Origin of the sequence: Streptomyces silvisoli (genome assembly GCF_029269905.1) — a bacterium.
GTDB lineage: Bacteria > Actinomycetota > Actinomycetes > Streptomycetales > Streptomycetaceae > Streptantibioticus_A > Streptantibioticus_A silvisoli_A.
Window position 1 is genome coordinate 34,652 of sequence record NZ_JARJBC010000031.1, and the last position, 23,442, is coordinate 58,093.

Consider the following 23,442-nt stretch of genomic DNA (forward strand, 5'->3'; position numbering starts at 1 on the left):
GGGGACGAGCGGACAGCCGCCGAGGTTGTGGCATCGGGCGAACGCGGGAAGCCGCCGTGCCGGGGCCTGGGGGCGTGCCCCCGAAAGGCAATCCGCCGCGACGCCCAGCAACCACCGTGGCGGAGACCGGCGGTGCCAACCACCGCACGCCGAAGGGGCCTCAATGCCGGTGCACCGCGTCCGGGAGGCTCGGGTCGCCCGGGTGTTCGTAGCCGGGCGACAGATGGATGAGCGCGGCTCGGCGACCGGCGAGCCAGTCGTCGAACGCCTGCCCGCGCGCAGCGGAGAGCAGGTCATCGTGGATGGATTCGCGTACCGCGTCGTAGGGGAGTACCGCACCCTGCTCGACGCCGTCGAGGACGGCGACATGCCAGCCGAAGACCGTCCGCACCGGTCCGATCCACGCCCCCGGCGCCGCGCCGAACACCGCGTCCTCGAAGGGGCCGCTGAGCTGCCCCCGAGTCAGCGTCTCGGGAGCGCCGAGGTCGTCGCGGCGTACGGCGGCGGCCTGCGCCCGGGTGTTGCGAACCGCCTGCCGCACGGTACGCCGCTCGGGGCGGGCCCACAGATCGAGGTTGTCCCGGTAGTACCGGAACAGTTCCGCCTCGCTGACCATCACGTCCGCGGTGACCCGGTCGAACAGGGCCCGGGCGGCCCGGTCGAGCGCCGGATGCGAGCCGTCATGGGACGGGACGCTGTGTCCGGCCTCATGCAGCAACAGCGCCTCGGAAGCCAGTAGTTGGGCGACCCAGCGGCGCAGTCGCACCCCCGCCGGCGTGCCGTCCTTCGGCAGCCGTGGGCCCAGTGGCCCGTTCCGGATGGCGGCCAGCCGCTCGTCCAGCTCGACGGTGGTGATCACGCTTCCGCCTACCCGGGCGACGACCTGTCCGGCGGCGCTCATGACGGACTCGCCGCCGTGTGGCCCTCGTCGCTGTCAACGCTCTGCCGGGGCGCGGGAGCCTGCGCGGAGGAACTGATGATGATGGACGCGGTCGGGGTGTAGATCAGCCGCCCGAAGTACATCAGCTTCACCAGCGCCCACCAGTTGCCCGGTCGGGCGCCACCCGGAGCGTTGATCTCGAAGGCGACCGTGCTCTCGCCGCCCGCCGGAACCGAGAACGGCTGGCTCCACGGCCCGCTGATCGGCCAGATCGCGTAGGGGGTGATCAGCTGGGCCTCGCCGTGGATGGACGAGCGCGCGGTGTTGCGCAGCGTCACGGACAAGTGGCCGGTCTGTCCCGGGGACACCACGATGTCCTGGACCGCCAGGGCCGCGTCCAACTCCGTGGTCGGCGCCCGCTGTTCGGGCCGTTCGGGCACGACCAGCCGTGCCTTGCGGGTGATCTTGTCGATGGACAGCGCCAACGCCCGTTCGAAGGCGGACTCCACCAGCTGCTCGGTCGGATCCGAGCCGGGCAGCACGGTCCGGGCCGGGGCGGTGGTGGCCCGCGCGGCGGGCACATGGTCCACGGTCACCACGTCCTCGTGGACCTGTCCGCGCCCGTCCGCGGTGCGGACGGCCACGAAGTACCGCCCGCTGGGGCCGTTGGGCTGGACACGCACGGTGTACCGCAGATGCGCGCCGGGGGAGAGCGCGTACATGCGGTTCGGGGGGCTGGCCGTCCAGCCGTCCGGAACGATCACCTCGACCATCCCCGCGACCTGCTCGCGGGTGTGCGAGGAGGCGACGGTGACCGTGAGGTCGTAAGGGCCGTGTCCGGTGACGGCGGTCGGCTCGGCCTCGATCGAGGCCATCCGGTAACCCATCGACGCGGCGCCCTTGTTGTGCCGCCAGTACCGCGCGAAGACCGGTTGGGTGGGCTCCGCGCTCGGCGCCAGCTCCGGCCGCGTGGCGCCCGGCACCCCGCGTGGACGCCCGGCGGGCTCGCGCGGGGTGGCCACCATGGTGCGGATCTCGAACGCGCCGAGCTCGGTGGTGATTCCGCCCTCCGCCCCCGCGATCGAACGGGCCTCCTGCTCAAGGGGATTGACGTTGGCCGGGAAGTCCAGCGGGCGGAAGAACCGGAACCGGGCGGTGGTCGGCCGCCCGGTCGACTCGTACGCCCGCAGCACGACCCCGGCGGACGGGTCCACTTCCGTACCGGCCATCGACGCCATCGGGTTGCCGTGCGGCTTGAGCGCGGTGACCACCACGCCGTCGCCCTCGGCGGCCAGGAACTCGGCGGCGGCGCCCAGTTGGCCGTGGTGCACGCTCTCCTGCCGGGTGCTGAAGGGGTTGTTGTAGGCGTGGCCGCGTCGCGCCAGACCGGCGTCGCGCCAGTCGCCGCGGTGGCCGACCAGCGCGTACGAGAAGGTGTGGCTCCAGTGGTTGGTCTCGAAGTTCGCCCCGTCCGGCAGGGTGCGCCGCGGCGGGTCGATCCAGGTGCCGGACGGCCAGCCGGTGGAGGACCGCAGGATGCCCAGGTAGATGTCGCCGGAGTTGTCGATGGTGAAGCCCGGCAGGCCCCGGTTGAGCACGGCGAAGCCGTACGGCTCGACCCGACCGGTGGTGCCGTCGAGTTCGGCGGGCTGCACCACGTCGATCCTCGGCGCGCGGCGCAGTTCGGCGGCGAGGTCGTGCAGCGCGGTACGGGTGTCGGCCGGGGTGCGCCCGGCGACCACCAGGACTGGCAGGGTGCGCGGGCCGCGTAGGTCGGCGCGCGGCTGCCACGCCTCGGCCAGCGGCTTGTCGGCCGGTACCCACACCCGTGCGGTACGGCCTCGGGCGAGCTGGCGGTCGAGTTCGGCCCGGTACCCGGGCGGGGCCGCGGCCAGTACCGCCGCGGTGAAGTCGTTCTCGGCCGGCCCGCCGACGCTGACCCGCACGTCGGGCAGGTTGGAGTCCACGTCCAGGCTGCCGTAGCGCGAGCCGTCGTGGGTGGAGGTGGTGGCGGTGACACCGGTGGCCACCAGCGCGGTGACCGCGTCCCGCGCCGCCTGCGCGTACTCGGTGATGTCGGGCACGACGACCTCGGCGACGCTCACCGCCCGCGCGGCCCGCACCGTGTCGCCGCCCGCCGTGTTCACCAGCGCGACGACCAGCGTCGCGCCCAGCTCGACCCAGTTGTAGGCGGGGTACTCCAGGGTCCACTTCGCGTCCGCGTAGTCGACGTTGGGGAACCCGAAGCCCCGTCCCACCACCGCGTCGCCCACCTCGGAGACCGGCATGCCGCCCTCGACGGCGGGTTGGAAGCGCACCCGCATCAGGCGGTTGGTGCCGGTGAAGCCGTCGATGCGGGTGGTCAGATCGACCCGGTCGACGCCGTCCCACAGGGTGATCTCCTGTGCGTAGCGGCACAGTTCGAAGTCGGCGGAGACGGTGATGCGCTGCCCGACGGGGGAGTGCTCCACGCTGACGGTCGCCGGATAGGCCGAACTCGCCGCGACCGGGCCGCCCTTGGGAACCGTCACCCACGGTCCGCCGGACGGGGCGCCGGGGCCGTCCTCGTACTCGTCGTACGCCAGCAGTTCGTTGGCGAGGCAGCCGGGCCGCAGCATCTGCTTGGCCGCCTTCTTGTCGTACAACGAGGTGATGGCGCCCCCGCGTTCGTAGTCGACGGTCAGCCGGTAGTACTCGTTCTCGATCGTCAGGCCGTCCGACTTCGCCCAGGTCGGCCCGTCCAGCGGGGCGTTGGCGGGGATGACGTGGTACGTGGCGTAGCCGGTGGCCGGAACGTCATGCGCGACGAACGCCAGCGTCACCGAGTCGAGGGTGCCGTCGGGATGCCGGGTGAGGTGGTCCACCTGGACGGGCACGCTCTTGCCGGTGGAGTCCAGCAGGGCGATGCCCACCGGGCCGGGCGCGGGGAACTCCACGGTGGCCCGGGCGGCGTCGGTGCGCGGCCAGGACATCGCGTTGAACACCAGCACCGGTGTGCCGGGCCCCGAGGTGTCCGCGTGCGCGGCGATCAGCGCCTGGGCGCCGTCCAGCGCGGTCCGGCCCAGCTCCAGCGCCTCCCGCCAGCCGCCCAGCAAGTCCAGGTAGACCTGGTCGCACTCGGAACCGGTGATCGCGTCATGGTGGGCGCCGAAGCAGAGCTGTCGCCACGCCTTGTCCATCGCCTCCACGGGATAGCGGGCGCCGAGCAGGGCCGCGACGGTGGCGAACCGTTCCGCCGCGAGCAGGGTGTTCTCCGCCTGCCGTTGTGCCTGCTTGGTGTCGATGAACGAGATGTCCTTGCCGGTGAAGATGGGGTTCATGTCCCGGGTCTGGGGGGACAGCGCCACCTTGTCCCGGGCCAGGTCCCGGCGCACCGCGTCGAAGAACTCGCTGGGCACCGCGGTGACGAACTTGGGCCAGACGTACTTGTCGGCCCAGGAGCGGTGGATGCGGGTAACCCAGCGGTTCGGCGGCGAGTAGTCGGTGCCCACCGGCAGCAGGCAGTTCTTCGTGGCGGCGACCGACTTCAGGTCGCGGAACAGCTCGTAGGTGGCGGCCTCGGCGGTCGGCAGGTCCTTGGCGGTGTCCATCCACCAGCCCGCCGAGTAGTGGTTGGGCATGTAACTGGTGAGCAGCGCCCTGCCGCTGGGAGCGATCCAGTCGAACTCGCTGCGGAACTGCATCCGCCGGTTGTCCCCCACACAGCTCTTGGGCCCCCACTCGTGGTGCGGTCCGCGCGCCCAGGAGCTTGAGGTCAGACCGGCGTCGGCCATGATGCCGGGGAACTGCGGGTCGTGCCCGAACACGTCCAACTGCCAGGTGCTGCGCGGCGTCCCACCCAGAACGTCGCGCTGGTACCCCACGCCGTACACCGCGCTGCGGATGGTCAGTTCCATGCTGGTGAGGTTGGTGTTCGGCTCGTTGTACAGTCCGCCGACGAACTCCAGCCGTCCCTCGCGCAGCAGTTGCCGCACGTAGTCGCGGTCCTCGGGGCAGGTGTCCCAGAACGGCTTGAGGTAGTCCAGCTCGGCCAGTACGAACTTGTAGTCCGGGTCCCGCCGCGCCATGTCCAGATGTGCCTGGACCAGGGTCAGGCCGGGACGCTGGAAGCCGGAGTTCTCCCAGGACTCGGTGTAGGCGCCCTGGGTGTTCCACCAGACCGGGTCGTAGTGGTAGTGCGAGACCATGTACATCGTCCAGCCGGGTTCGGCGGCGGTGATCCGTGCCGACTGGACGTCCCGGACGTCCGCGGTGCGCGCCTCGACGCGGGCCCGGTGCACCGTGCCCTCGGTCTGCGGTGCGGCGTAGACGACGCCGACCTCGATGGTGTCCTGGTGGCCGGGCGGCAGGTCCGTGACGGTGGCCGGGTCCGGGACGCCGATACCGTCCCCGGTCAGGCTGATGGTCGCCGGGGAGTCGGAAGTCAGAGGCCGGGCGCCGATGTTGGCGACGGTGACGTGCACCAGTTGGCGAGGCGCCTTCTCGGTGCCCGTGAACAGTTCCGTCGACGCCACCGAGGTGACCTTCACCGCCGCCGCGTCCACCGCCGGTTGTGCGCTGACCGCGATCAGCTTCAACGCGGGGGCCTCCGGCAAGGTCAGGCTGACCGCCTGCCGTGCCGGGTCGAACGGCACCACCTGGAGGAACAGCCGTACCCGCGGCCCCGCGTCGCCCGCCGGCCGGTGCCGGTGCGTGGTCTCCACGGCCACCGCCTCCAGGAACTGGGGCAGATGCGCCCAGTCGGTGAACCGCAGCGGTACCGACTCGCTGCCACCGTCCGCGTAGCGGACCAGCGCCTCCTTGCTGACCGAACCGCCGGAGGCGGCGCCGATCAGGTACAGCATCGAGTGGCGGCCCTCCGGCACGTCGAGCGTCTGGCCCGACGCGGCCAGGAAGCTCTTCTCACCCGGCTCGTACGTCGGGAACACGAACGGCAGCCCGGCGACCCTGGTGTGACCGGAGGGCAGTTCCTCGGCCGGGAAGGCCCAGCCGTGACCGTCGAAGTCCCCGGTCGAACGGTCGGAGTCGTACGACGCGCCCTCCAGGTCGTAGGGCAGTGGCAGCGGCACCGCCTCGGGCACCGTCACCCCGGCCCGCGCAGCGGCGGTCGTGCCGCCGTCCATACCCACCGCGGCCGCTGACGCCACCGCCAGCGACGCCAAGAACCTGCGGCGGCTCACATTCGCCGCGCGCTCCTCAGGCAGCCCAGACACGGCACCTCTTCCAGGTCGACGTCTGTCCACGGCGGTCGGGCCGCCGGTCTCCCGCCAAAGATGCCAGGACAAACCTGTAAAGATCACCACAAACATGGACTTACCGATCAACTATGCAAATACGACCGGGCCGCCGGTCGTGCGGGGCGACGAGCCGGATGGCGCATTGAGAATTGGTTTTCATTTTCATAAAGCGATACGGTGGGGAGTCGAGCACCATCCACCAGCGAAAGGGAGCCATGTCCGCGCACTGCCAACTCACCGGCCGCCAGCCGGGGTTCGGCCACAACATCTCGCACTCGCACCGGCGCACCAAGCGGCGCTTCGACCCCAACGTGCAGCGCAAGCGGTACTGGCTGCCGAGCGAGGGGCGGTACGTACGGCTGACGCTGAGCACCAAGGGGATCAAGACCGTGGACGTCATCGGGATCGAGGCCGCGGTCACCCGAATCCGGGCGAGGGGAGAGAAGGTCTGATGGCGAAGAAGAGCAAGATCGCAAAGAACGAGAAGCGGCAGGAGATCGTCGCGCGGTACGCGCAGCGCCGGGCCGAGCTGAAGGAGATCATCGCGAGTCCGCGGTCCTCGGACGAGGAACGGCTCGCCGCCCAGCGAGAGTTGCGGCGTCAGCCGCGCGATGCGAGCGCCACCCGGGTCCGGAACCGGGATTCGGTCGACGGCCGCCCGCGCGGCCACTTCCGCGCGTTCGGGCTCTCCCGCATCCGACTGCGGGAGATGGCCCATGCGGGGGAGCTGCCGGGGGTGACCAAGAGCAGCTGGTAGCCGCGCCAGTTTTTCGGGGCCGGGTGGGGGTTGCTGTGGGTTCGGCACCGCCGGACCCGAGCCGTCCCGGTTGCTCACCGTCGCGGCAGTGTCCTTGGCGACGACCGTACGGCGGCTTCTCGGCGCGGCGGCGGTAAGAAGTGCCCGCCGCGACGGCGAGCAACCCCCACGGAGGGGCCTGCCGGTATCGACTCACCGCAAATCCCACCCGCCCCCGGAAGATTCGAGTTGCGTGGGCGGCCATCGGGCGCGGTGACGCTTTACGGAGGGAGCGGCGACGGGGGGCGCGATGGGTAGCTCATCGCAGAAGACTGGTCGAGCGTCGGACCGGCCACGGACCGCCCTCACGCCGCCGTCCACCGGTCGATCGCGTGACGGCATCCAGGCGAGCAACGGTTCACCCGGTTCACGGAGCAACCACGTCGCCGGGGCACGAGGCCGACGGGGTGGCCCCGCATACGACACCATCCTCGCCGCGCGGTCGGAGATGAACCCCCGCCACCGGCAACGCGGGCCCCAGCGCAACAGCAGGTGGGGCCAGTGCTCGTCCCGGCAGGCTGCGTAGGATCCGTGAATGTCTTCCACCAACTACCTTGTGTCTGGGCGCCGGGTGGCTGTTCGGCATGTCTGTCGCCGCGACCACCAGGAACTCAGGGCATTGGCCGAGGAGAGCGACGAGCTGCACCGCCGGTGGCTGCCAGCTCGCGAGAACTCGACAGAGGCGTTCGAAAGTTACCTCGAACGTTTTGCGCAGCCCACCCACGAGGGGTTTGTCATCTGCCTGCGGAACACGGGAGCGATCGTGGGCGGTGTCAACGTCAACAACATCGTCCGGGGCACCCTCCAATGCGGATCCTTGGGCTATACCGCCTACGCCTCAACGACCGGCCGCGGCTATATGACCGAGGGGCTGGGGCTCGTCATGCGGCTTGCGTTCGGCGAGTTGGGACTGCACCGACTGGAGGCGAACATCCAGCCCGACAACACGCCTTCGCTGAACCTCGTCAGGAGACTGGGGTTCCGGCGAGAGGGGTACTCGACCGCTTTCCAGTTCATCAACGGCGCGTGGCGGGATCACGAACGCTGGGCCATCACTGCTGAGATGGCCCAGAGCGCGGCTCCACAGCGCGTGGAGTGAACCCGCCGCGCCGGGGGCAACCCGACGAGCTGACCAAGGTCAGGCCACACGACTCGACTGCTTGCCGCCCCCCTTCTCCGGGGCGCCGGGTCCCGCAATGGGAATGACCGCTTCAGCGAAGATCAGTTGGCCCTCTGCCGTGGTGGTGCGACCAAATGCCGCCGCCACACGCCCGCGAACTCGCAGTCGTGCTCGCCAACGCACCATTCCCGGCCGACGAGGAGATGCGCCCTGAGACGCCGAGCACGGGCACAAGTGCTCCTGGTACTGGTGACCAACGCAACCGGGCGCGGGGCGCGGCGCGCCTGTCGGGCGACGTTGCCCGCACTGGTGCCCGTCCAGACATTCCCCGCCCGCTTCCCGTTCGGGGAGTCTGTTGGTCAGTCTCTGTCCGAAGTCGAGGAGATGTTCATGCGGGCGCACGGGAAACAAAGGGATCAGAGCGGCACCTCACAGCGCTCGCTGGTAGCGGCCGAACGCCAGCAGCAGGCCGCGCACATCCAGGACTGCCGATCAACCGGCTGGACGCCGGCGACCGTCGCTGCTTTGCAGCGCACGGCGGGCAATGCGGCCATGCAGCGCGCCCTGGCCCACGACCAGCACACGCACGGCCCTGGATGCGGCCACCAGGAGATGGCCCCAGTCCAGCGCTCGACCGTCCCTGACGTACTACGCGGCCCCGGCAAGCCGCTGGATGACGAGGTCCGCGCCGACATGGAGGGACGCTTCGGCGAGGACTTCTCCGATGTGCGTGTGCACACCGGTCCCGCCGCCCAACGCTCCGCCGCCGAAATCGGCGCACGCGCCTACACGTCCGGAAACCATGTGGTCATCGGCGAAGGCGGCGCTGACCGGCACACTCTCGCCCACGAGCTGACGCATGTCATCCAGCAGCGTCAAGGGCCGGTAGCAGGCACCGACAACGGCGACGGGCTCAAAGTCTCCGACCCCTCGGACCGGTTCGAACGTGAAGCCGAAGCGCAGGCGCATCGCGTGCTGCGTGGACCCAGCCCCGTGCAACGCGCGCAGGCCGCAGGACTCAGCGGCACGGTGCGGCAGTCGACGGCGGCGACCATGGAGAGTGTGCAACGCGTCCACTACGAGCCAGGCGCAACCGTCACCGCCCACCCCGGCTTCTCCGTCACCCTGCAGGCAACACTCAACGGCGTCACGATCGGAACCTTCAGCAGCGAAACCACCCCGTACTCGCCCGGTGATCACGCCGAGGACCAGTTGGTGGACGAGATCGAGGCAACCATCGCCGGGATGTACGGGAATCCCGCAGTCGCGCAGGCCCTGGCCGCGGGGCAGGGCGGCGTGCACGCTCTCGCCATCCACCTCACCGCGAGTCCCTGCTCCAGCGCGAGGCGGACCTGCACCAAGGTCGACGGTGCCGAAGGGTGCGCCGAAAGACTCATCGCCCTGGCGCAACACGGCTATTCCGGGCACCGGTTTGCCATCAGCGTTCGCGCACATCACCTGTACCAACCGCGGTTGAACGGCGTTGACGCCCAACAAGCGTCGGCGCAGGCTGTCGCTGACATGAGGAGCGCGGGAATCAACGTGACGATCGGCTAGCGCCCGCTTCCCCAGCAGTCGTTGATCACGAATGTGACCGTGTTCCTGAGCGCTGGGGCGAGCACTGTGGGCGACTTGGGGTGTGGCGCTGCACGGTCAGGTTCCGGACACGTCGGTCGGATGCAGAAGACAGCGCCGAGATGCGTGCGAAGTGAGCCCGCCGCACAGTCTCTGGCGACGCTGGTTCTCAAGCTGAGTTGATGTACCAGCTGGAGGGCCTGCCCGTAGTCCTTCCATTGCGGAGCAGCACAATGGGGGAACCACGGACGTCGGCCACAGCGCTCCAAGTGGAAGAATCGCAGCATGGCTGAACAGATCATTGCCGCATGCGACGGCGCGTCGAAAGGTAATCCCGGGGCCGCCGCCTGGGCATGGGTCCTGGCGGCCCCGGATGGCACGGTCGACCGCTGGGAAGCCGGGCCGCTGGGGATCGCCACCAACAACGTGGCCGAACTGACCGCCCTGCGTGAGCTTTTGGCGTCCACGGACCCCACCGTCCCACTTCAAGTGCGGATGGACTCCCAGTACGCGATGAAGGCGGTCACGGACTGGCTGCCCGGTTGGCGTAAGAGGGGTTGGAAGACCGCAGCCGGAACCCCTGTTGCCAACCGCGACCTGGTGGTCCGAATCGACGAACTGCTCACAGGACGCGCGGTCGACTTCGTCTACGTGCCCGCACACCAAGTGGACGGAGATCCCTACAACGATGTCGCGGACCGCGCGGCCAGCTACGTGGCCCGCACACAGCAGGCTGCCGGCACCTCTCTCGGGTCAGAGATGCCGCCACAGGAGGGCCCGCAGCGCACGGGCCGACCGAGCGGGGGCGCCAAGGCTCCGGCGAACTCCCGCCGGGGCCGGTCGGCGCGTAGCGCGGGCGCCACGGTCAAGGCGAAGTTCCCCGGGCACTGCCCCTGCGGGCGTCCATACGCGCAAGGGGAGACGATCGCGAAGACTCCACGGGGCTGGGGCCACCCGTCCTGTGCCACGAGCACCGCACCCGCCACATAGGTTCTGGGCAACGGGAAACCACGGAGCCGATCTGCGCGGCGCGCGAACCCCGACGGCACAGCCGTCATCCGCCAGGTCGGATCCGTACTCGCCGAGCAGAACGAAGAACGGGCCGAGGCCCGCCGCTACATGGGCCGCGAAATCCTCGCCAAATTCCGCCTCCACCCGATCGAGTCAGAAACCGACGAACCCACCGCCTCCACCGAACTCACAGACAGGCCCTGGTACACCAATCCCTGGCCGGTTCATCGATGTCCTTGGGCCCACATGACGATTGGCTCATTGGGTCTGCTCGTGTCCGGTGAACCTGTTGATCAGGCTGTGGGGTGCGTTGTCGCCGAACATGAGCTGGTGGATGCGGACGGCTTCGGTGGCCTCCGCGGCGCTGCGGCGGAACAGTGCCTGCTCGTATTCGGTGAGCGCGGCCTCGACGTCATCGGGGTGCGCGGCGATGGCCTTGCCGAGTTCAGCGCCGTCATACATGGCCAGATTGGCGCCCTCACCGGACGGAATCATGAGGTGAGCGGCGTCGCCGAGCAGGGTCACCCCCGGCACCCGATCCCACTGGTGCCCATTGGGCAGCGTATTGACGGGGCGCAGGACCGGCACGATGTCACCGTCGGTCATGAGCGCCGTGAGCTCCGGCGCCCAGCCGTCGAACTCCTGCATGATCCGCGCGCTGGCCGCGGCGGGATCGGTGAAGTCGATACAGGCGAACCAGTCCTGCGGCTTGAGGAGCGTCACGTAGGTGTGGAGGGTCCCGCCGCTCTCGCGGTGAGCCTGGATCCCCTTCCCCGGTGCGAGCGCGAACAGGGACCCGCCGCCGACGGTTTTCGCGCTGGTGGGGTGCCGGGTGTCGCTGTCGAACAGGTAGGTCTCGACGAAGGTCAGGCCGGCGTACTCGGGTGTGGCGCTGGAGAGCAGCGGCCGGACTCGTGACCACGCGCCGTCCGCGCCGATCAGCAGGCTCGTGGCGACGGTGGTGCCGTCGGCGAAGGTCACCTCGTGGCGGTTGTCGCCAAGGGTACGGACGCCGCTGACCTTGTGCCCCCACCGGACGGTGTCGGCCGGCAGCGAGTCGAGCAGGATCCGTCGCAGCTCACCGCGCTGCACCTCGGGGCGTCCACCCGTGCTGTCGTCGGCTATGTCGAGCAGCACGGTCCCGTCCCGGTCGAGGAACCGGTACTGCTGGCGGCCCTCCAGGATGAGGCCGCGGAACTCGTCGATCAGGCCCGCCGCCTGCAGCGCGGGTTGGCCGTTGTGGTCGTGGATGTCGAGCATCCCGCCCTGCGCGCGGGCCGTCGGTGAGGGCTCCGCCTCGTAGACCGTGGCCGGGATGCCCTGGACGTGCAGGACGCGGGCGAGGGTGAGGCCACCGAGTCCGGCGCCGATGATCGTGACGGGAGTGCCCATTTGTGTTCCTTCGGGATCGAGGCCGCCGTCGGTGAGGTTCGGCCAGTCGCTCTGGTATGTCGTTCCACTCTGGTATGCCGTTCCAATGTTGGAACGACGCTCCAGGCGTGTCAAGATGGCGACATGGCAACGCGGACGCGCCGGTCACAGCGGCGCACAGAGGCGCTCTCCCGGGAGCGCATCGTCGAGGCTGCCGTCGAGCTGCTCGATGCTGCCGGCGAGGGCGGGCTGACGTTTCGGGCGCTGACCGAGCGCCTTGCCACCGGGCCCGGGGCGATCTATTGGCATGTGGCGAACAAGAGCGAGCTGCTCGACGCCGCGACCGACGCCGTCGTCGCCGCCGCTCTGGCCATCGAGCCCGCCGAGTCTCCGGACGCGCCGAGGGGGAAGATCCGCGCTGTCGCGCTCGGCTTGTTCGACGCGATCGACGAACACCCGTGGCTTGCGACGCAGCTCGCCACGCAGCTCTCCCGCAGTCCCTGGGGGTCGGTGACGCCGCGGATCTTCGAAAGCATCGGTCGGCAGGTCGGTGCCGTGGGTGTGCCCGAGGGCAGCCAGTTCACAGCGACCTCCGCGTTGGTGCACTACATCCTCGGCGCCGCTGGCCAGAACGCCGCGAACGGCCGCGTTCTCGGGCCCGACGTGGACCGCGGCGATTTCCTCGACGCCGTCTCGAAGGCATGGGAGGAACTCGACCCCGACGACTACCCGTTCACCCGGTCCGTCGCGGACCAGATGCGCGAGCACGACGACCGCGAGCAGTTCCTCGCCGGAATCGATCTCGTCCTCGCCGGCATCACTGCTCTCCACCTGCCCAACGGGCAGGCGAGCGCCCCACCCGCCACCTGAGCCGGGCGAGCCCTTCGGCTCCGGCCACCCGCGCGGACCCCAAGGGGGCTACGGCCCGCAGCAGTGGTCACCGGGCCTGCGCGACGCCGCTGGCCATGTCGAGGCGGACTTCGCCGAGCCGATGCGAAGAACGCCGGTACTTTCAGCGCCCGCGTCAACTGACAGTGCTCACATCCGCCACCGGCCCGCAGTTCACGTAGCAGCAGACGCCCCTGCGGCGCGTACGCAAAAACGCACCCTGGAGTTCAGCCGCCGCGGTGACCACAGCTTGGCCCCATCGGGGGCCACGGGCTCTCCGTCAGGTGAACCAGCGTCGCGCTTGCCCGGTGAGGACGCGGCCGAACTGCAGCTCGGGAAAGTGAGCACCGGCGCCAAGGGTGGTGCCGTCCTCAAGTTCACGGAACAGTCGTTCGCGGACCTGTTGTGCGAGTTCGTGGTCGACGTCGCCGATCGATCGCCAGGCGGGTTCGTCGAGCTGTACCGGGCAGACGATCGCGTCGCCGAGGAGCAGCGCGCGGCGGCCTGCGGAAGAGACGACGACGCACAGATGTCCGGGGGTGTGCCCTGGTGTCAGGGTCAGGGTGACGCCGGGCGCGACGGTGGTGTCGCAGCCGACGGGCCGGAGGCGGTCACCGCGCTCGGCGGCGGCGCGGAAACCATGCCGGATGTGGTCGAACATCCACACGTCAGGGTTGGCTACGAAGTGGTCCCAGTCGTGCGCGCCGAACCAGATGCTGGCGTGGGTGAATACCGGGGAGGCGTCCGGGGCGAAGAGCCAGCCGCAGTGATCGGCGTGCAGGTGGGTGCAGATGACGTCGGTGATGTCCGGCGGAGCGACGCCGACGGCGCGGAGCCCGAGCAGAAGCTGGCCGCCGACCAGGAGTCGGCGGGGGCCATCGTCACGCATCTCTGGTCCCATACCGGCGTCGACAAGGATCGTGCGGTCACCGGTTCGCACAAGGAAACAGCCGATGGGCAGCCAGGCCATCGCGTGGCGGGTGAAGAGGTCCTCATGGCCGTCGGCGCGGGCGTGGGCGCCGAAGTAGGCGGGGGAAGCCCGGAAGGTCCCGTCGGCGATGGGGTGGATGTCGATGTCACCGATCAACATGGGTCTCCCTAGGTGCGAGTCACTGGCCTGGCGCGGACACTCGCAGGGGCGACTCAGGCACCAGCGCTACCGCGAGCCGCTGCTCCTACCGATGTAACCAGGCAGGCGGCGGCTGACCACTTCCGTCATGGCACCGGGGTCCTACCCGCCTGGTTACCCCGGCCGCACCGCCGTGACGACGTAGTAGTCGAGGATCCGCCGCTCGTAGGCTCGCAGGAAGTTCCGCGGCCAGGTTCCCGGAGCCCACCACCGGCTGAGCCAGCGGTCCCATCCGGGCCAGACGTGCGGCCCGATCGATTCGACGCGCCCCCCCGTGAGCCCGGCTGCCGCGAACGCGTCCACGAGCGCTTTCACCGGCCGCGCGATGTCCAGGCCGTTCGCGTACGTGTCCAGCAGCCCCGCGAGTTCCTCCGGCCGACCCGGCGCGTCGTCCACGGTGAAGAAGCTGGCGACAGCCGCGCGGCCGCCCGGTCGCAGCACCCGCGACGTCTCCGCTGCGAAGGCGACGATATCCGGGAAGTGCTGAGCGGCCTCCACGCTGATGACGGCATCGAACTCGCCGTCTTCCAACGGCATGTGTTCCGCGGCCCCTTGGACGAACCGCAGACGTCCCGGCTCCTCCCGCAGCAGGCCGGCGTGCGCGTCGCGCGCCCGCTGCAACTGCTCCGGATGAATGTCCATGCCGGTAACCGCGGCGGGACCGTATTCACGCAGGGCCACCACGCATCCCATCCCGAGCCCGCAGCCCACTTCCAGAACCTTCGGCTCCTTCAACAGCCCAGCGGCGTCCAGGACATACCGGTAGAGATCCTCCTGGCTGCGGACCCGCTCCGCCTCGTTGAGTGGCGGTCTCAGGTCAATGGCCCGCCAGTATCAGAAGTTGATGAACCCGCCGGCGAAGATCGGATTCCCACTCAGATCGGCTGGACCATAGGCCTCCTGCACCACGCGACGCATGGCGGGACAGGCCCGCTGACCACCGTCCGCCAACTCCGCCACTCCTCCCGAAAGCACAACCACCGGTTCGCGCACGGCCCTTCGCGATCCTGCCGCCCGTGAAATCCGCCCGACGGTGACAACGCCGCGCACGCTGGACGGTCACGGTCAGGACCGCCTGTCGCCTGGACCGAGCACCTCCCGTTCGAGGTCCTCTGCTACATACTCAGAGGATCACCGGTTCTTGAACTCCTCAATGGCTTCCCGGACCATGTGCTGCATCGCGGCGCTTCCGGTGTGCCCGGAGTCTTCGAAGATGTGCAGCCGCGCGTCCGGCCACACCTTCGCCAACTCCCACGCCGTCTGTACCGGGCTGCCCATGTCGTGTCGGCCGTGCACCAGCACCGCAGGGATCCCGGCCAGCTTGTGGGCGTCGCGCAGCAGTTGGTCCTCCTCCAGCCACGCGCCGTTGCTGAAGAAGTGGGCGCAGATCCGTACGAACGCGATCTGCGCGTCGACCTCCCGGTCGCTGTACATGCCGGGCACGCCGTTGGGCTCGTTGGAGATGACCGCGTCCTCCCAGGCGAGCCAGTCGGCAGCGGCCTTCTCCCGGATCGCCCGATCAGGGTTCTCCATCAGCCGCGCGTAGGCCGCCAGCAAGTCGCCACCCCGCTCGGCCTCGGGGACGCCGTCGCGGAACCGGTCCCACGCCTCGGGGTAGAAGCGCCCGGCGCCCCGGTAGAGCCAGTCGGTCTCGGAGCGGCGGGTCGTCGTCACCGCCTGGACGACTACCTCGCTGACCCGCTCGGGGTGCTGCTGCGCGTAGGCCAGGATGAGCGTCGAGCCCCAGGAGGCACCGTTCATCAGCCACTTCTCGATGCCGAGACGCTCGCGCAGCCGCTCCATGTCGTCGATCAGGTGCTGCGTGGTGTTCAGACCCATGTCCGCTGCCGGGTCGCTGGCGTGCGGGGTGCTGCGACCGCAGTTGCGCTGGTCGAAGCGGATGACGCGGTAGCGCTCGGGGTCCCAGGCCCTCGTCGGCCGCTGCGGTGCGCCCGATCCCGGGCCGCCGTGGACATGCAGAGCAGGCTTGCCTTCAGGGTTGCCGAGCTGTTCGTAGTAGATGCGGTTGCCGTCTCCGGCGTCGAGAAACCCATAGTCGTAAGGGCGGGTCGCAGGGTAGAGATCAACCATGACCGTCGATCCTACGGAGTGACCGTGGTTGAGCTCCGTGAGTCTTCCCAACGCGCCGCATTGGCAGGGGCGTTGACCTGACGCTACTCGGCCCCCTCGTGGGCGTGCGGGCATTCCGTTGGGCGCGAAGCCGTGCGACCAGCGGTGGGCAGGGGGGCGGCGAGGCAGTCAGTCGGCTCGTCGTGAGGTGTGCCGGGGTCGCCAGCGTCGCCCGAGATGGGCGGGGCCCCGTGCCTCTCGCGGAATTTCCGGTGGGTCTCCCTACTACTCGCGCAGGGTTTTTCTGTTCGGTGGCCTATTCGTGTGACGGGCGCAATATGACCCACGTCACATTAAGGGGGGTTCACTGTGATGCCCCCGATATGAGGCGCGTCACATACGAGGCCACTTAGTGGCAACCAGGTGCCCGCAAGCCGGGAATGGCGGGGGTCCATCCGCGAGTGAATGTCGCCGTACTAATCCAGGTCGTAGCCCACGCCGATTCTTATGTCTTGTTTTGCCCCTAATGCCTGGTTAATGCTTTTGGAGTCCCCGACGAAAGAGGTACCCCTCGCATGCTGCGCTTCACCAAGCCCTCGACCCGCCGCCTGACCAAGGCCCGTACCTTCGCCCTCAGCGGCCTCGCCGCCACCGGCCTGTCGGTACTCGCCGCGACCGCCGGCGCCCCGAGCGCATCGGCGGCCACCCAGAGCGGCAGCGTCGACAGCTGGATCAAGCAGGCCCTGGTCGTCATGCACGACAAGGGCATCCCCGGCAGCTACGACGGCATCCACCGCAACCTCATGCGCGAGTCCGCAGGCAACCCCAACGCCATCAACAACTGGGACTCCAACGCCAAGATCGGCACCCCCTCCAAGGGCCTCATGCAGGTGATCGACCCCACGTTCAAGGCCTACCACGTAACCGGTACCTCCTCGAACATCTACGACCCGGTCGCCAACATCACCGCCTCCGCCAACTACGCGGCACACCGCTACGGCTCGATCGACAACGTCAACTCCGCCTACTGAGCGCGCACTCCAGGCGAGACTCCCACCCCACGCGGGGCGACGGCACTCCAAGTGCCGCCGCCCCGCGCGGCGTTTGCGTTCGATCCCGGCGCCGCCCCACGGCAGGAGGCGTCGGTCATGAGGTGGTCGGAGTTCCAAGGCGGGGGTGGATGACCACAACGACTGCCCTGGTCAGGCCAACGAGGAGTGGGGTCACGTTCCCACCGACACCTTGACGGGGCAGCCGCAACGCTGAGCCGCTTCCGCCCCCTGTTGGATTTTCGAGCAGCGACACAAACGGTAGGAGCGGTCCAACTGACCTGCTCTCGCGTTACGGGCTGACCAGTCGGCAGGGGATGTCGAGGTCTTCCGTCAAGTGGTAGGCGGCGCAGACCCGGTGATAGCCGTCGGCGATGATCAGCGGCTGGCCTCGGACAAGGAGCACGGGACTGAGTTTCTTGCCATCCCGGACCTTGTGGATGTTGTGCCTCACGTGGATGTTGTCCGCGGGCAGCAGCGGCAGCTGAGACGCCCGCATGATGTCCTTCGCCTTCTTGGTGATCGTCCCGGCTTGGCGTAGTGCAGTCACGGCCCGTTCCACCTGCTCCGCATCGACGAGCAGATCCAAGTAGTCGGCGGCCGCCGGGAAATCGTGCTCTTCTGGATCCGGGAGCCACAGGTCCGCGGCAGACAGGTCGGGGGTACTCACGGCTTCCTCCCCAAGGCTAGGACGCGCTTGAAGAGATGGTACGGCGGCGCCGTCGCGGGCCGGGCGCATATTGGGCGCAACATCCCTGCCCGGATCTTCAGCGGTGAGCGATGGGGTTGTTCGTGTACCTGGAGAACTATGGGCCAGCGACCCGCGCCCTGGAGATGTCCGGCCGCTGAGCGTTGCCAGAGCACAGTCGAATCCAGCCACGTACGAATCGTGCGAAACGTCAGTTCAGGTCCGCGTAACTCCACCCATATCAGGCCGTCAGAGCTGCTCCTCCATCCCGATGGCCTCCTTGAGACACTGCCGTGCCTCGCCCTGCTCACCGCCCCAGTGGTGAAGCAGCGCGGTCGCGAGGGCATCCAGCTTCCGCTGGACAGCATGCTCCGCACGACGCTCAGCGTTCTTCAACAACGCCAGCAACAGCAGCGTGAGAGCCCCCATCGCGTCGCCCGCAACGTGCTGCCAGTCCAACGACAGACCGGCCACATGGACCGCGATGAACGCCCCGACGAGCAGGAGGCAGAACGAGAAGAACAGCGGCGAACTGGTCAGGTTCGAGCCCCACTCGGCAAGCCGGGCGAACGTGCCGCGCTGCGGGCCGCCACGCTCCGCAGGGTGTCTGATCATGACCTCGGCGCCGCGGGAGCGCCCAGCCGGGACAGGGTGTACATTCTCACGGCCCTACCAACGTCGGCCGCACGCATGCCGACACGGGACGCGGCTCACCTACACCGGAACGGACGCGCCCCGGTTCGCGGGCGTGTACCGGACCCTGGGCTCACGACCGCGCGGTCCAGCAGCGGCACGGCCCCCGCAGTCCCTCCTACGCTGTGCCTTCACCGTCCGTCCGGCGGCACCGCAGTTCGGCCGCCAGCAGGAAGAACCACAAAGCCACGGTCACCAAGTGGATCCGCTGGGCGATCCCATGCCCGCCCGGCCAGCCCACATAGGGGCCCACGGAGGAGATGGCCGCGGCCATGGACACCGGCATCAGCCACCGCGCCCAGCGTCCCACCAACGGCCAACGCCTGGGAGCCGAGTAGGCGGCGATGATGAACGCCGCCATGGAAGCGAACAAGGAGAAGTGCACCAGGGCACTGGTCAGGGTGTGCCAGAGGTTGTCGGCGGGACAGCCCGACTCCCTGTTGACGTGGATCCAGCGCCTGATCTTCGTGCGCCCAGCGCCAGTACGGCACCCCGTCCGAACCGAGAGATCGGCAAGGACATCGCGCACGGGCAGAGTTACCGTCGCACTCGGGGCGTACAACTGCGGCGTGGCCGTCGAAGTTGCGTGGCCAGCGACCGGAACCGGCGAAGCAGCAACAGCTGCTGCTGAGGCGCCACTGCGAGTGAAGCCCGTCAAGCGGTCTCCTCCAAGATCCCGAACGAGTCGTAACGTTCATAACGACCCGTACCGACTACCCGCCCCGCAACCGGCTCGACCGCCACTCGCACGAACGGTAAATCGCATCTTCGGGGCATTCGGGAACCGTGCCTGTACGGGCAGGTCGCCGGGACGAGGAGCCAACGACGCTGAACCGAACGCCGCGGTACCCGCGCGCACATGGAGGTACTCGAACCGGTGCGCCGGAACATCAAAGGGGTTGTGGTAGGCGCGGCAGCGGGTGTCGGGCTTTCACGGCTCTGCTCGGTAGGGAGCTCGATCAGCCGCTTCCAAGTGGGATCCCGGAGTGCCGGTTGCCGCCGGTGCTGTCACCGTCACTGGAAGTCGGCCGCGTGGTCCTTCGCCCACTGCGAGAACGGGACGGCGGGACGCCCCGTGACCTCCCGTACCCCGTCGTGTACCTCGGCGGGCACGCCGTCGCCTGCGGCGCGGTACGCGATCAGGACATCGGCGATTTCGGGGCCCGTGGACCGTGCCGTACGGGCGAGCTCCTCCTCGCGGCTGATCGGCTTGATCCGGACCGGCTTGCCGATGGCGTGCGCGATGAGCTCGACCATCTGCTCCTCGCTGAGCGACTCGGGGCCGGTCAGGTGGTAAGTCGCCTTGTGATGCGCTTCGTTGAGCAGCGCTTGGACCGCCACCGCCGCGATGTCCCGCTCGTGCACGGGCGAGTTGTGCGTGTTCGGGAACGCGGAGAGCACCACGCCGTCGGCGCGGATCGAGGGTGCCCACTGCAGCGCGTTCGTGGCGAACGCGCCGGGCCGCACGATCGTCCAGTCAATGCCCGACGCGATCAGCGCCTGCTCCGCCGCGATGTGGAACGCGGCGATGGCGTTCGGCTCCGCGCGCTTCTCGCCCGCCGACTGCGACGACAGCAGCACGATGTGCTCCACGCCCGCGGCGCGCGCCGCGTCCAGGAACGCGCCGATGCCTGCGGGCTCCGCGTACAGGAACACCTTGCGGACTCCGTCGAGAGCGGCCTCGAACGTGGTGGGGTCGGAGAGGTCGAGCCGCACGGCCGGCACGCCCTCCGGCAGCCGAGCCTCCTGGGGCTTGCGCCCGGCGGCCCGCACGGGCTCGCCGCGTTCCAGCAATTCCCGCAGGACGGCCGCGCTCACATGTCCTCGCGCGCCGGTCACCAGAATCGTCATGAGTTCTCCTGTCGAGGGGAAGCGATGGGTGTTCCCGCGCCGACCCGCCGCGAGCGGATCTTCCGCACGGACCTGTCGAACCGTATCGATGACCTCAACCGGCCAGTCAGCCCTGGAATTCCCAAGTTGACGCTGGCGAGTTTCGCGCCAACTGCCGTGTTCGCCAAGGACACCGGAGTCGACGCGGCGGTCGCCGACGCCGCGACCGCCTCGGCCGTGTTCACCAGGACGTGGGTATGGGCTCGGCCATTTCGGCGAACGTCGATGAAGCGCCGATTCGACCACGACCCGCTTTCGGCGGCTTCCCGCCAAGCGCAGCCGTAGGTCGCCAAGTTCAGGAGTCATCCTTTGGGACCGGATGCTGCGCGAGCGCGCTCCAGGAGCGCAGGAGGAGGTCGAAGGTGTCGACGACGACATCGCCCGGTACAGCGTCGGGGGTCAGCAGGTGCTGGACAAGGGGTGTGTGAGGCGCTGGCCTCGGCCGCGGTGGGAGCGTCGGGTGTGCCAGGTCGGGGCCGGAGTGTGGAATGTCCGACGGATTCCGGTGTGCCGTTTTCCTTTCAGCTTTCTCTTAGGGTTCCACCGCACAGTCCTCGGGCATGGGCACTCACCAGATCCAGAGCTCGGGCCCCGTCATCGCCATCGGCGCCGGCGGGACCGGCGGACACATCTACCCGGGGCTCGCGCTTGCCGAGGCGGTACTGCGGGCCGAGCCGGACGCGACCGTGGTCTTCACCGGCACTGAGCGCGGGCTGGAGACGAGGCTGGTACCCGAGGCCGGGTACCGGTTGCACACCGTCGACATGATTCCGTTCGACCGATCGCTCGGTTCCCGCCGCTTTCTGCTGCCTGCGGCGCTGGCCCGCTCCGCCGAACAGGCCCGCCGCATTCTGCGGGAGGTCGCAGCCGATGTAGCGGTGGGCATGGGCGGCTACAGCAGCGCGCCGCTCATCGCCGGTGCGCGCCTGGCCCGTATCCCCTCGTTGATACACGAGTCCAACGCGGTGCCCGGGCGCGCGAACCGCTTCTCGGCGTCTTTGACGCCCAACATCGCGGTCGCCTCCCGGGCCGGGGCGGCGGCCTTCGGCTATCGGTGCCGGGTCATCGGCATGCCGCTGCTGCCGCAGATCGCCTCACTGGACCGGGCCGCCTCCCGCCGACTGGCCCGGCGCCGCTTCGGCGTGCCGGAGGGCGTCCGGTTGATCGTGGTCAACGGTGGCAGCGCGGGCGCGGTACGGCTCAACGATGCGGCCGTCGAACTGGCGGGCCGCTGGCGGGACCGGCGTGACGTGCAACTGCTGATCAAGGCGGGCAAGGGCGGTCCAGGCCCGTTGAACGCTCGAATAGCCCAGCTCGGCGCCGAGTCGGTGGCACATGCGGTCGGGTACCTGGAGCGCATCGACCTGGCCTACTCCGCCGCCGACCTCATGGTCTGCCGCTCGGGTTCGGCCACCGTCGCCGAGCTCAGTGTCGCCGGAGTACCCGCCGTGCTGGTGCCGTACCCCTATGCGCCCGGCGACCACCAGACGCACAACGCCCGCGAACTGGTCGATGCGGGCGGGGCCGTGCTCGTCCCCGACACCGAAGCGACCGCGGAGCGCCTGCAGCGGGCAGTCGGCGCGCTGTTGGACACCCCCGGGCGTCTCGAAGCGATGGCACAGGCTGCCGCGTCCCCATTGCATGCCCACGCGGCGGATGAACTCGCCGACTGGGTACTCGACTTGGCCGCACAACACCGCCATACCAAGCAGACGAAGGAGATAGCATGAAGAACGACGCCACCACCTACTGGCAGGGCCGCACCGTACTGGTGACGGGAGCCGAGGGCTTCATCGGCAGCACCCTGGTCGAACAGTTGCTGGCCCGGGGCGCGAAGGTGCGTGGCTTCGCGCACTACAAGCCATACGGCGACCGAGGCCACCTCGCCAATCTGCAAAACGATGTCGAGATCGTCTCCGGCGACGTCCGCGACCCCGGCCGGGCGGCCGACGCCGTCGCAGGATGCGAAGTCGTCTTCCACCTCGCCGCCCTGATCGGGATTCCCTACAGCTACCAGGCTCCCGAGTCATACGTGCAGACGAACACCGCGGGCACACACAACGTCGCCGCCGCCTGCCTGCGCCATGGCGTGGCACGCATGGTCCACACCTCGACCAGCGAGGTCTACGGCACCGCCCGCACCGCCCCGATCGACGAGACGCATCCCCTGCAACCGCAGTCGCCGTACTCCGCTTCCAAGATCGGCGCGGACATGATGGCGCTGTCCTACGCCCATGCCTTTGATCTGCCGGTCTCCGTCGTCCGCCCGTTCAACACCTACGGCCCCAAGCAGTCGGCCCGCGCGGTCATACCCGCAATCCTCGGTCAGCTCCACGCCGGTGCGACGCAGATCAAACTTGGCGCGACCACGCCCACCCGAGACTTCACCTTCAGCGAAGACACCGCGCGCGGCTTCCTCGCCGTGGCCCAGTCGGACCGCACGGTCGGGGAGGTCGTCAACATCGGTTCGGGACAGGAGATTTCGATCGGCGCACTCGCCGAACTGCTGATCGAAGTCACCGGCTCGCCCGCACGCGTGGTACGCGACGAGGGGCGGATACGCCCTTCCGGCAGCGAAGTCGAACGACTGCTGTGTGACGCGACCAAGGCACACGACCTGACCGGCTGGAAGCCTCAGGTACCGCTGCGCGAAGGACTGCTGCGTACGTCGGAATGGCTGCGTCAGAACGCCACCACCCGGTCGCTGGCCTACCAGGTCTGACCGGGCCACGGTGATGCGCCCCTGTGACTTCGCCATGTAGCGACGAGCGTGGTTTGTGCGGGCCCCACCAGGGCCCGCACAAAGCTGCCGACCTGTACGGCTCCCGGCCGTACGGAACAGACAACATCAAACGAGGGAGAGGGAGCCGGGCCGTGGCTCAGTCAGAAGCACCCGGCACATCTCGTGCCACGGCTGAGGTGAGGGACACCGATACCCGGTCCGGACCAGGCGATTGCCCACGAGCCGTTGCACGACATCATCGTGCTCGGTGACTTCAACGGAACCGCGGACGACCGAAGCCTTGCCCCGGTCACTTCCCAGCT

Annotated in this window: 20 protein-coding genes and 1 pseudogene; 11 read left to right on the forward strand and 10 right to left on the reverse strand. The window is 69.2% G+C overall.

The features are described 5' to 3' along the window. Window positions 1-160: 160 nt before the first annotated feature. Window positions 161-901: a peptidylprolyl isomerase gene (locus tag P3G67_RS32725; RefSeq protein WP_276096737.1), complete on the reverse strand. Its 741-nt coding sequence runs from the start codon at window positions 899-901 to the stop codon at window positions 161-163. Continuing rightward, window positions 898-6,060, reverse strand: a complete 5,163-nt coding sequence (locus P3G67_RS32730) for a glycoside hydrolase family 38 N-terminal domain-containing protein (RefSeq protein ID WP_276096738.1) — start codon at window positions 6,058-6,060, stop codon at window positions 898-900. The genes P3G67_RS32725 and P3G67_RS32730 overlap by 4 nt, the downstream gene beginning before the upstream one ends. A 272-nt stretch (window positions 6,061-6,332) precedes the next feature. Here P3G67_RS32730 and rpmB point away from each other — a divergent pair, with 272 nt between their 5' ends. The 6 genes and pseudogenes from rpmB to P3G67_RS36395 form a co-directional block, all read left to right on the forward strand. Beyond that, on the forward strand, window positions 6,333-6,569 hold the full coding sequence (rpmB, locus tag P3G67_RS32735; RefSeq protein ID WP_269859442.1) for a 50S ribosomal protein L28: 237 nt from the start codon (window positions 6,333-6,335) through the stop codon (window positions 6,567-6,569). Then, window positions 6,569-6,874 (forward strand): 30S ribosomal protein S14, encoded by a 306-nt coding sequence (rpsN, locus tag P3G67_RS32740; protein WP_276096739.1) that lies wholly within the window; start codon window positions 6,569-6,571, stop codon window positions 6,872-6,874. The genes rpmB and rpsN overlap by 1 nt, the downstream gene beginning before the upstream one ends. A gap of 574 nt (window positions 6,875-7,448) precedes the next feature. Next, window positions 7,449-8,012 carry a GNAT family N-acetyltransferase gene (locus P3G67_RS32745; protein WP_276096740.1) on the forward strand — a complete coding sequence of 188 codons (564 nt, stop codon included), beginning with the start codon at window positions 7,449-7,451 and terminating at the stop codon, window positions 8,010-8,012. Between the two features lie 270 nt (window positions 8,013-8,282). Then, window positions 8,283-9,590 carry an eCIS core domain-containing protein gene (locus P3G67_RS32750; protein WP_391858399.1) on the forward strand — a complete coding sequence of 436 codons (1,308 nt, stop codon included), beginning with the start codon at window positions 8,283-8,285 and terminating at the stop codon, window positions 9,588-9,590. Between the two features lie 303 nt (window positions 9,591-9,893). Continuing rightward, window positions 9,894-10,598: a ribonuclease H family protein gene (locus P3G67_RS32755; protein ID WP_276096741.1), complete on the forward strand. Its 705-nt coding sequence runs from the start codon at window positions 9,894-9,896 to the stop codon at window positions 10,596-10,598. 48 nt (window positions 10,599-10,646) lie between these two features. Beyond that, a pseudogene (locus P3G67_RS36395) lies at window positions 10,647-10,811 on the forward strand (IS256 family transposase); the annotation flags it as partial. 66 nt (window positions 10,812-10,877) lie between these two features. On the opposite strand, the gene P3G67_RS32760 reads toward P3G67_RS36395, so the two are convergent. Continuing rightward, window positions 10,878-12,011, reverse strand: a complete 1,134-nt coding sequence (locus tag P3G67_RS32760; RefSeq protein WP_276096742.1) for an FAD-dependent oxidoreductase — start codon at window positions 12,009-12,011, stop codon at window positions 10,878-10,880. A gap of 123 nt (window positions 12,012-12,134) precedes the next feature. Here P3G67_RS32760 and P3G67_RS32765 point away from each other — a divergent pair, with 123 nt between their 5' ends. Continuing rightward, entirely contained in the window at window positions 12,135-12,860 is a 726-nt protein-coding gene (locus P3G67_RS32765) for a TetR/AcrR family transcriptional regulator (RefSeq protein ID WP_276096743.1), read from the forward strand. A gap of 298 nt (window positions 12,861-13,158) precedes the next feature. On the opposite strand, the gene P3G67_RS32770 is transcribed toward P3G67_RS32765, so the two are convergent. The 3 genes from P3G67_RS32770 to pip form a co-directional block, all read right to left on the reverse strand. Then, window positions 13,159-13,968: an MBL fold metallo-hydrolase gene (locus P3G67_RS32770; protein WP_276096744.1), complete on the reverse strand. Its 810-nt coding sequence runs from the start codon at window positions 13,966-13,968 to the stop codon at window positions 13,159-13,161. Window positions 13,969-14,121: 153 nt separating this feature from the next. Beyond that, a complete protein-coding gene (locus P3G67_RS32775; protein ID WP_313881773.1) occupies window positions 14,122-14,829 on the reverse strand; it encodes a class I SAM-dependent methyltransferase in 708 nt (235 codons plus the stop codon). Window positions 14,830-15,138: 309 nt separating this feature from the next. Then, window positions 15,139-16,098, reverse strand: coding sequence for a prolyl aminopeptidase (pip, locus tag P3G67_RS32780; protein WP_276096745.1), 960 nt, complete (start codon window positions 16,096-16,098; stop codon window positions 15,139-15,141). A gap of 554 nt (window positions 16,099-16,652) precedes the next feature. On the opposite strand from pip, the gene P3G67_RS32785 reads away from it, so the two are divergent. Then, a complete protein-coding gene (locus tag P3G67_RS32785; RefSeq protein ID WP_276093212.1) occupies window positions 16,653-17,108 on the forward strand; it encodes a transglycosylase SLT domain-containing protein in 456 nt (151 codons plus the stop codon). A gap of 310 nt (window positions 17,109-17,418) precedes the next feature. Here the strand turns inward: P3G67_RS32785 and P3G67_RS32790 are convergent, their stop codons facing one another. The 4 genes from P3G67_RS32790 to P3G67_RS32805 all read right to left on the reverse strand — a co-directional run bounded on the left by P3G67_RS32790 (window position 17,419) and on the right by P3G67_RS32805 (window position 20,358). Beyond that, on the reverse strand, window positions 17,419-17,796 hold the full coding sequence (locus P3G67_RS32790; RefSeq protein WP_276096746.1) for a hypothetical protein: 378 nt from the start codon (window positions 17,794-17,796) through the stop codon (window positions 17,419-17,421). A gap of 267 nt (window positions 17,797-18,063) precedes the next feature. Continuing rightward, window positions 18,064-18,429: a hypothetical protein gene (locus P3G67_RS32795; RefSeq protein ID WP_269858173.1), complete on the reverse strand. Its 366-nt coding sequence runs from the start codon at window positions 18,427-18,429 to the stop codon at window positions 18,064-18,066. A 196-nt stretch (window positions 18,430-18,625) separates the two neighbouring features. Then, window positions 18,626-19,036 carry a hypothetical protein gene (locus P3G67_RS32800; RefSeq protein ID WP_276096747.1) on the reverse strand — a complete coding sequence of 137 codons (411 nt, stop codon included), beginning with the start codon at window positions 19,034-19,036 and terminating at the stop codon, window positions 18,626-18,628. 485 nt (window positions 19,037-19,521) lie between these two features. Continuing rightward, entirely contained in the window at window positions 19,522-20,358 is an 837-nt protein-coding gene (locus tag P3G67_RS32805; protein ID WP_276096748.1) for an NAD(P)H-binding protein, read from the reverse strand. Window positions 20,359-20,382: 24 nt separating this feature from the next. On the opposite strand from P3G67_RS32805, the gene P3G67_RS32810 reads away from it, so the two are divergent. The 3 genes from P3G67_RS32810 to P3G67_RS32820 all read left to right on the forward strand — a co-directional run bounded on the left by P3G67_RS32810 (window position 20,383) and on the right by P3G67_RS32820 (window position 23,119). Then, window positions 20,383-20,682, forward strand: coding sequence for a hypothetical protein (locus P3G67_RS32810; RefSeq protein WP_276096749.1), 300 nt, complete (start codon window positions 20,383-20,385; stop codon window positions 20,680-20,682). 275 nt (window positions 20,683-20,957) lie between these two features. Continuing rightward, window positions 20,958-22,127, forward strand: coding sequence for a UDP-N-acetylglucosamine--N-acetylmuramyl-(pentapeptide) pyrophosphoryl-undecaprenol N-acetylglucosamine transferase (locus P3G67_RS32815; RefSeq protein WP_276096750.1), 1,170 nt, complete (start codon window positions 20,958-20,960; stop codon window positions 22,125-22,127). Beyond that, window positions 22,124-23,119, forward strand: coding sequence for an SDR family NAD(P)-dependent oxidoreductase (locus P3G67_RS32820; RefSeq protein WP_276096751.1), 996 nt, complete (start codon window positions 22,124-22,126; stop codon window positions 23,117-23,119). Before P3G67_RS32815 ends, P3G67_RS32820 begins: the two co-directional genes overlap by 4 nt. The last annotated feature ends 323 nt before the right edge of the window (window positions 23,120-23,442 follow it).

Excerpts from the sequence above, each read along its gene's own strand:
- P3G67_RS32725 (WP_276096737.1), bottom strand. The coding sequence starts at position 901 with ATGAGCGCCGCCGGACAGGTCGTCGCCCGGGTAGGCGGAAGCGTGATC.
- rpmB (WP_269859442.1), top strand. The coding sequence starts at position 6,333 with ATGTCCGCGCACTGCCAACTCACCGGCCGCCAGCCGGGGTTCGGCCAC.
- P3G67_RS32815 (WP_276096750.1), top strand. The coding sequence starts at position 20,958 with ATGGGCACTCACCAGATCCAGAGCTCGGGCCCCGTCATCGCCATCGGC.
- P3G67_RS32770 (WP_276096744.1), bottom strand. The coding sequence starts at position 13,968 with ATGTTGATCGGTGACATCGACATCCACCCCATCGCCGACGGGACCTTC.
- P3G67_RS32810 (WP_276096749.1), top strand. The coding sequence starts at position 20,383 with ATGGGTGTTCCCGCGCCGACCCGCCGCGAGCGGATCTTCCGCACGGAC.
- P3G67_RS32755 (WP_276096741.1), top strand. The coding sequence starts at position 9,894 with ATGGCTGAACAGATCATTGCCGCATGCGACGGCGCGTCGAAAGGTAAT.
- P3G67_RS32745 (WP_276096740.1), top strand. The coding sequence starts at position 7,449 with ATGTCTTCCACCAACTACCTTGTGTCTGGGCGCCGGGTGGCTGTTCGG.
- pip (WP_276096745.1), bottom strand. The coding sequence starts at position 16,098 with ATGGTTGATCTCTACCCTGCGACCCGCCCTTACGACTATGGGTTTCTC.
- P3G67_RS32795 (WP_269858173.1), bottom strand. The coding sequence starts at position 18,429 with ATGATCAGACACCCTGCGGAGCGTGGCGGCCCGCAGCGCGGCACGTTC.
- P3G67_RS32785 (WP_276093212.1), top strand. The coding sequence starts at position 16,653 with ATGCTGCGCTTCACCAAGCCCTCGACCCGCCGCCTGACCAAGGCCCGT.
- rpsN (WP_276096739.1), top strand. The coding sequence starts at position 6,569 with ATGGCGAAGAAGAGCAAGATCGCAAAGAACGAGAAGCGGCAGGAGATC.
- P3G67_RS32820 (WP_276096751.1), top strand. The coding sequence starts at position 22,124 with ATGAAGAACGACGCCACCACCTACTGGCAGGGCCGCACCGTACTGGTG.
- P3G67_RS32760 (WP_276096742.1), bottom strand. The coding sequence starts at position 12,011 with ATGGGCACTCCCGTCACGATCATCGGCGCCGGACTCGGTGGCCTCACC.
- P3G67_RS32765 (WP_276096743.1), top strand. The coding sequence starts at position 12,135 with ATGGCAACGCGGACGCGCCGGTCACAGCGGCGCACAGAGGCGCTCTCC.
- P3G67_RS32805 (WP_276096748.1), bottom strand. The coding sequence starts at position 20,358 with ATGACGATTCTGGTGACCGGCGCGCGAGGACATGTGAGCGCGGCCGTC.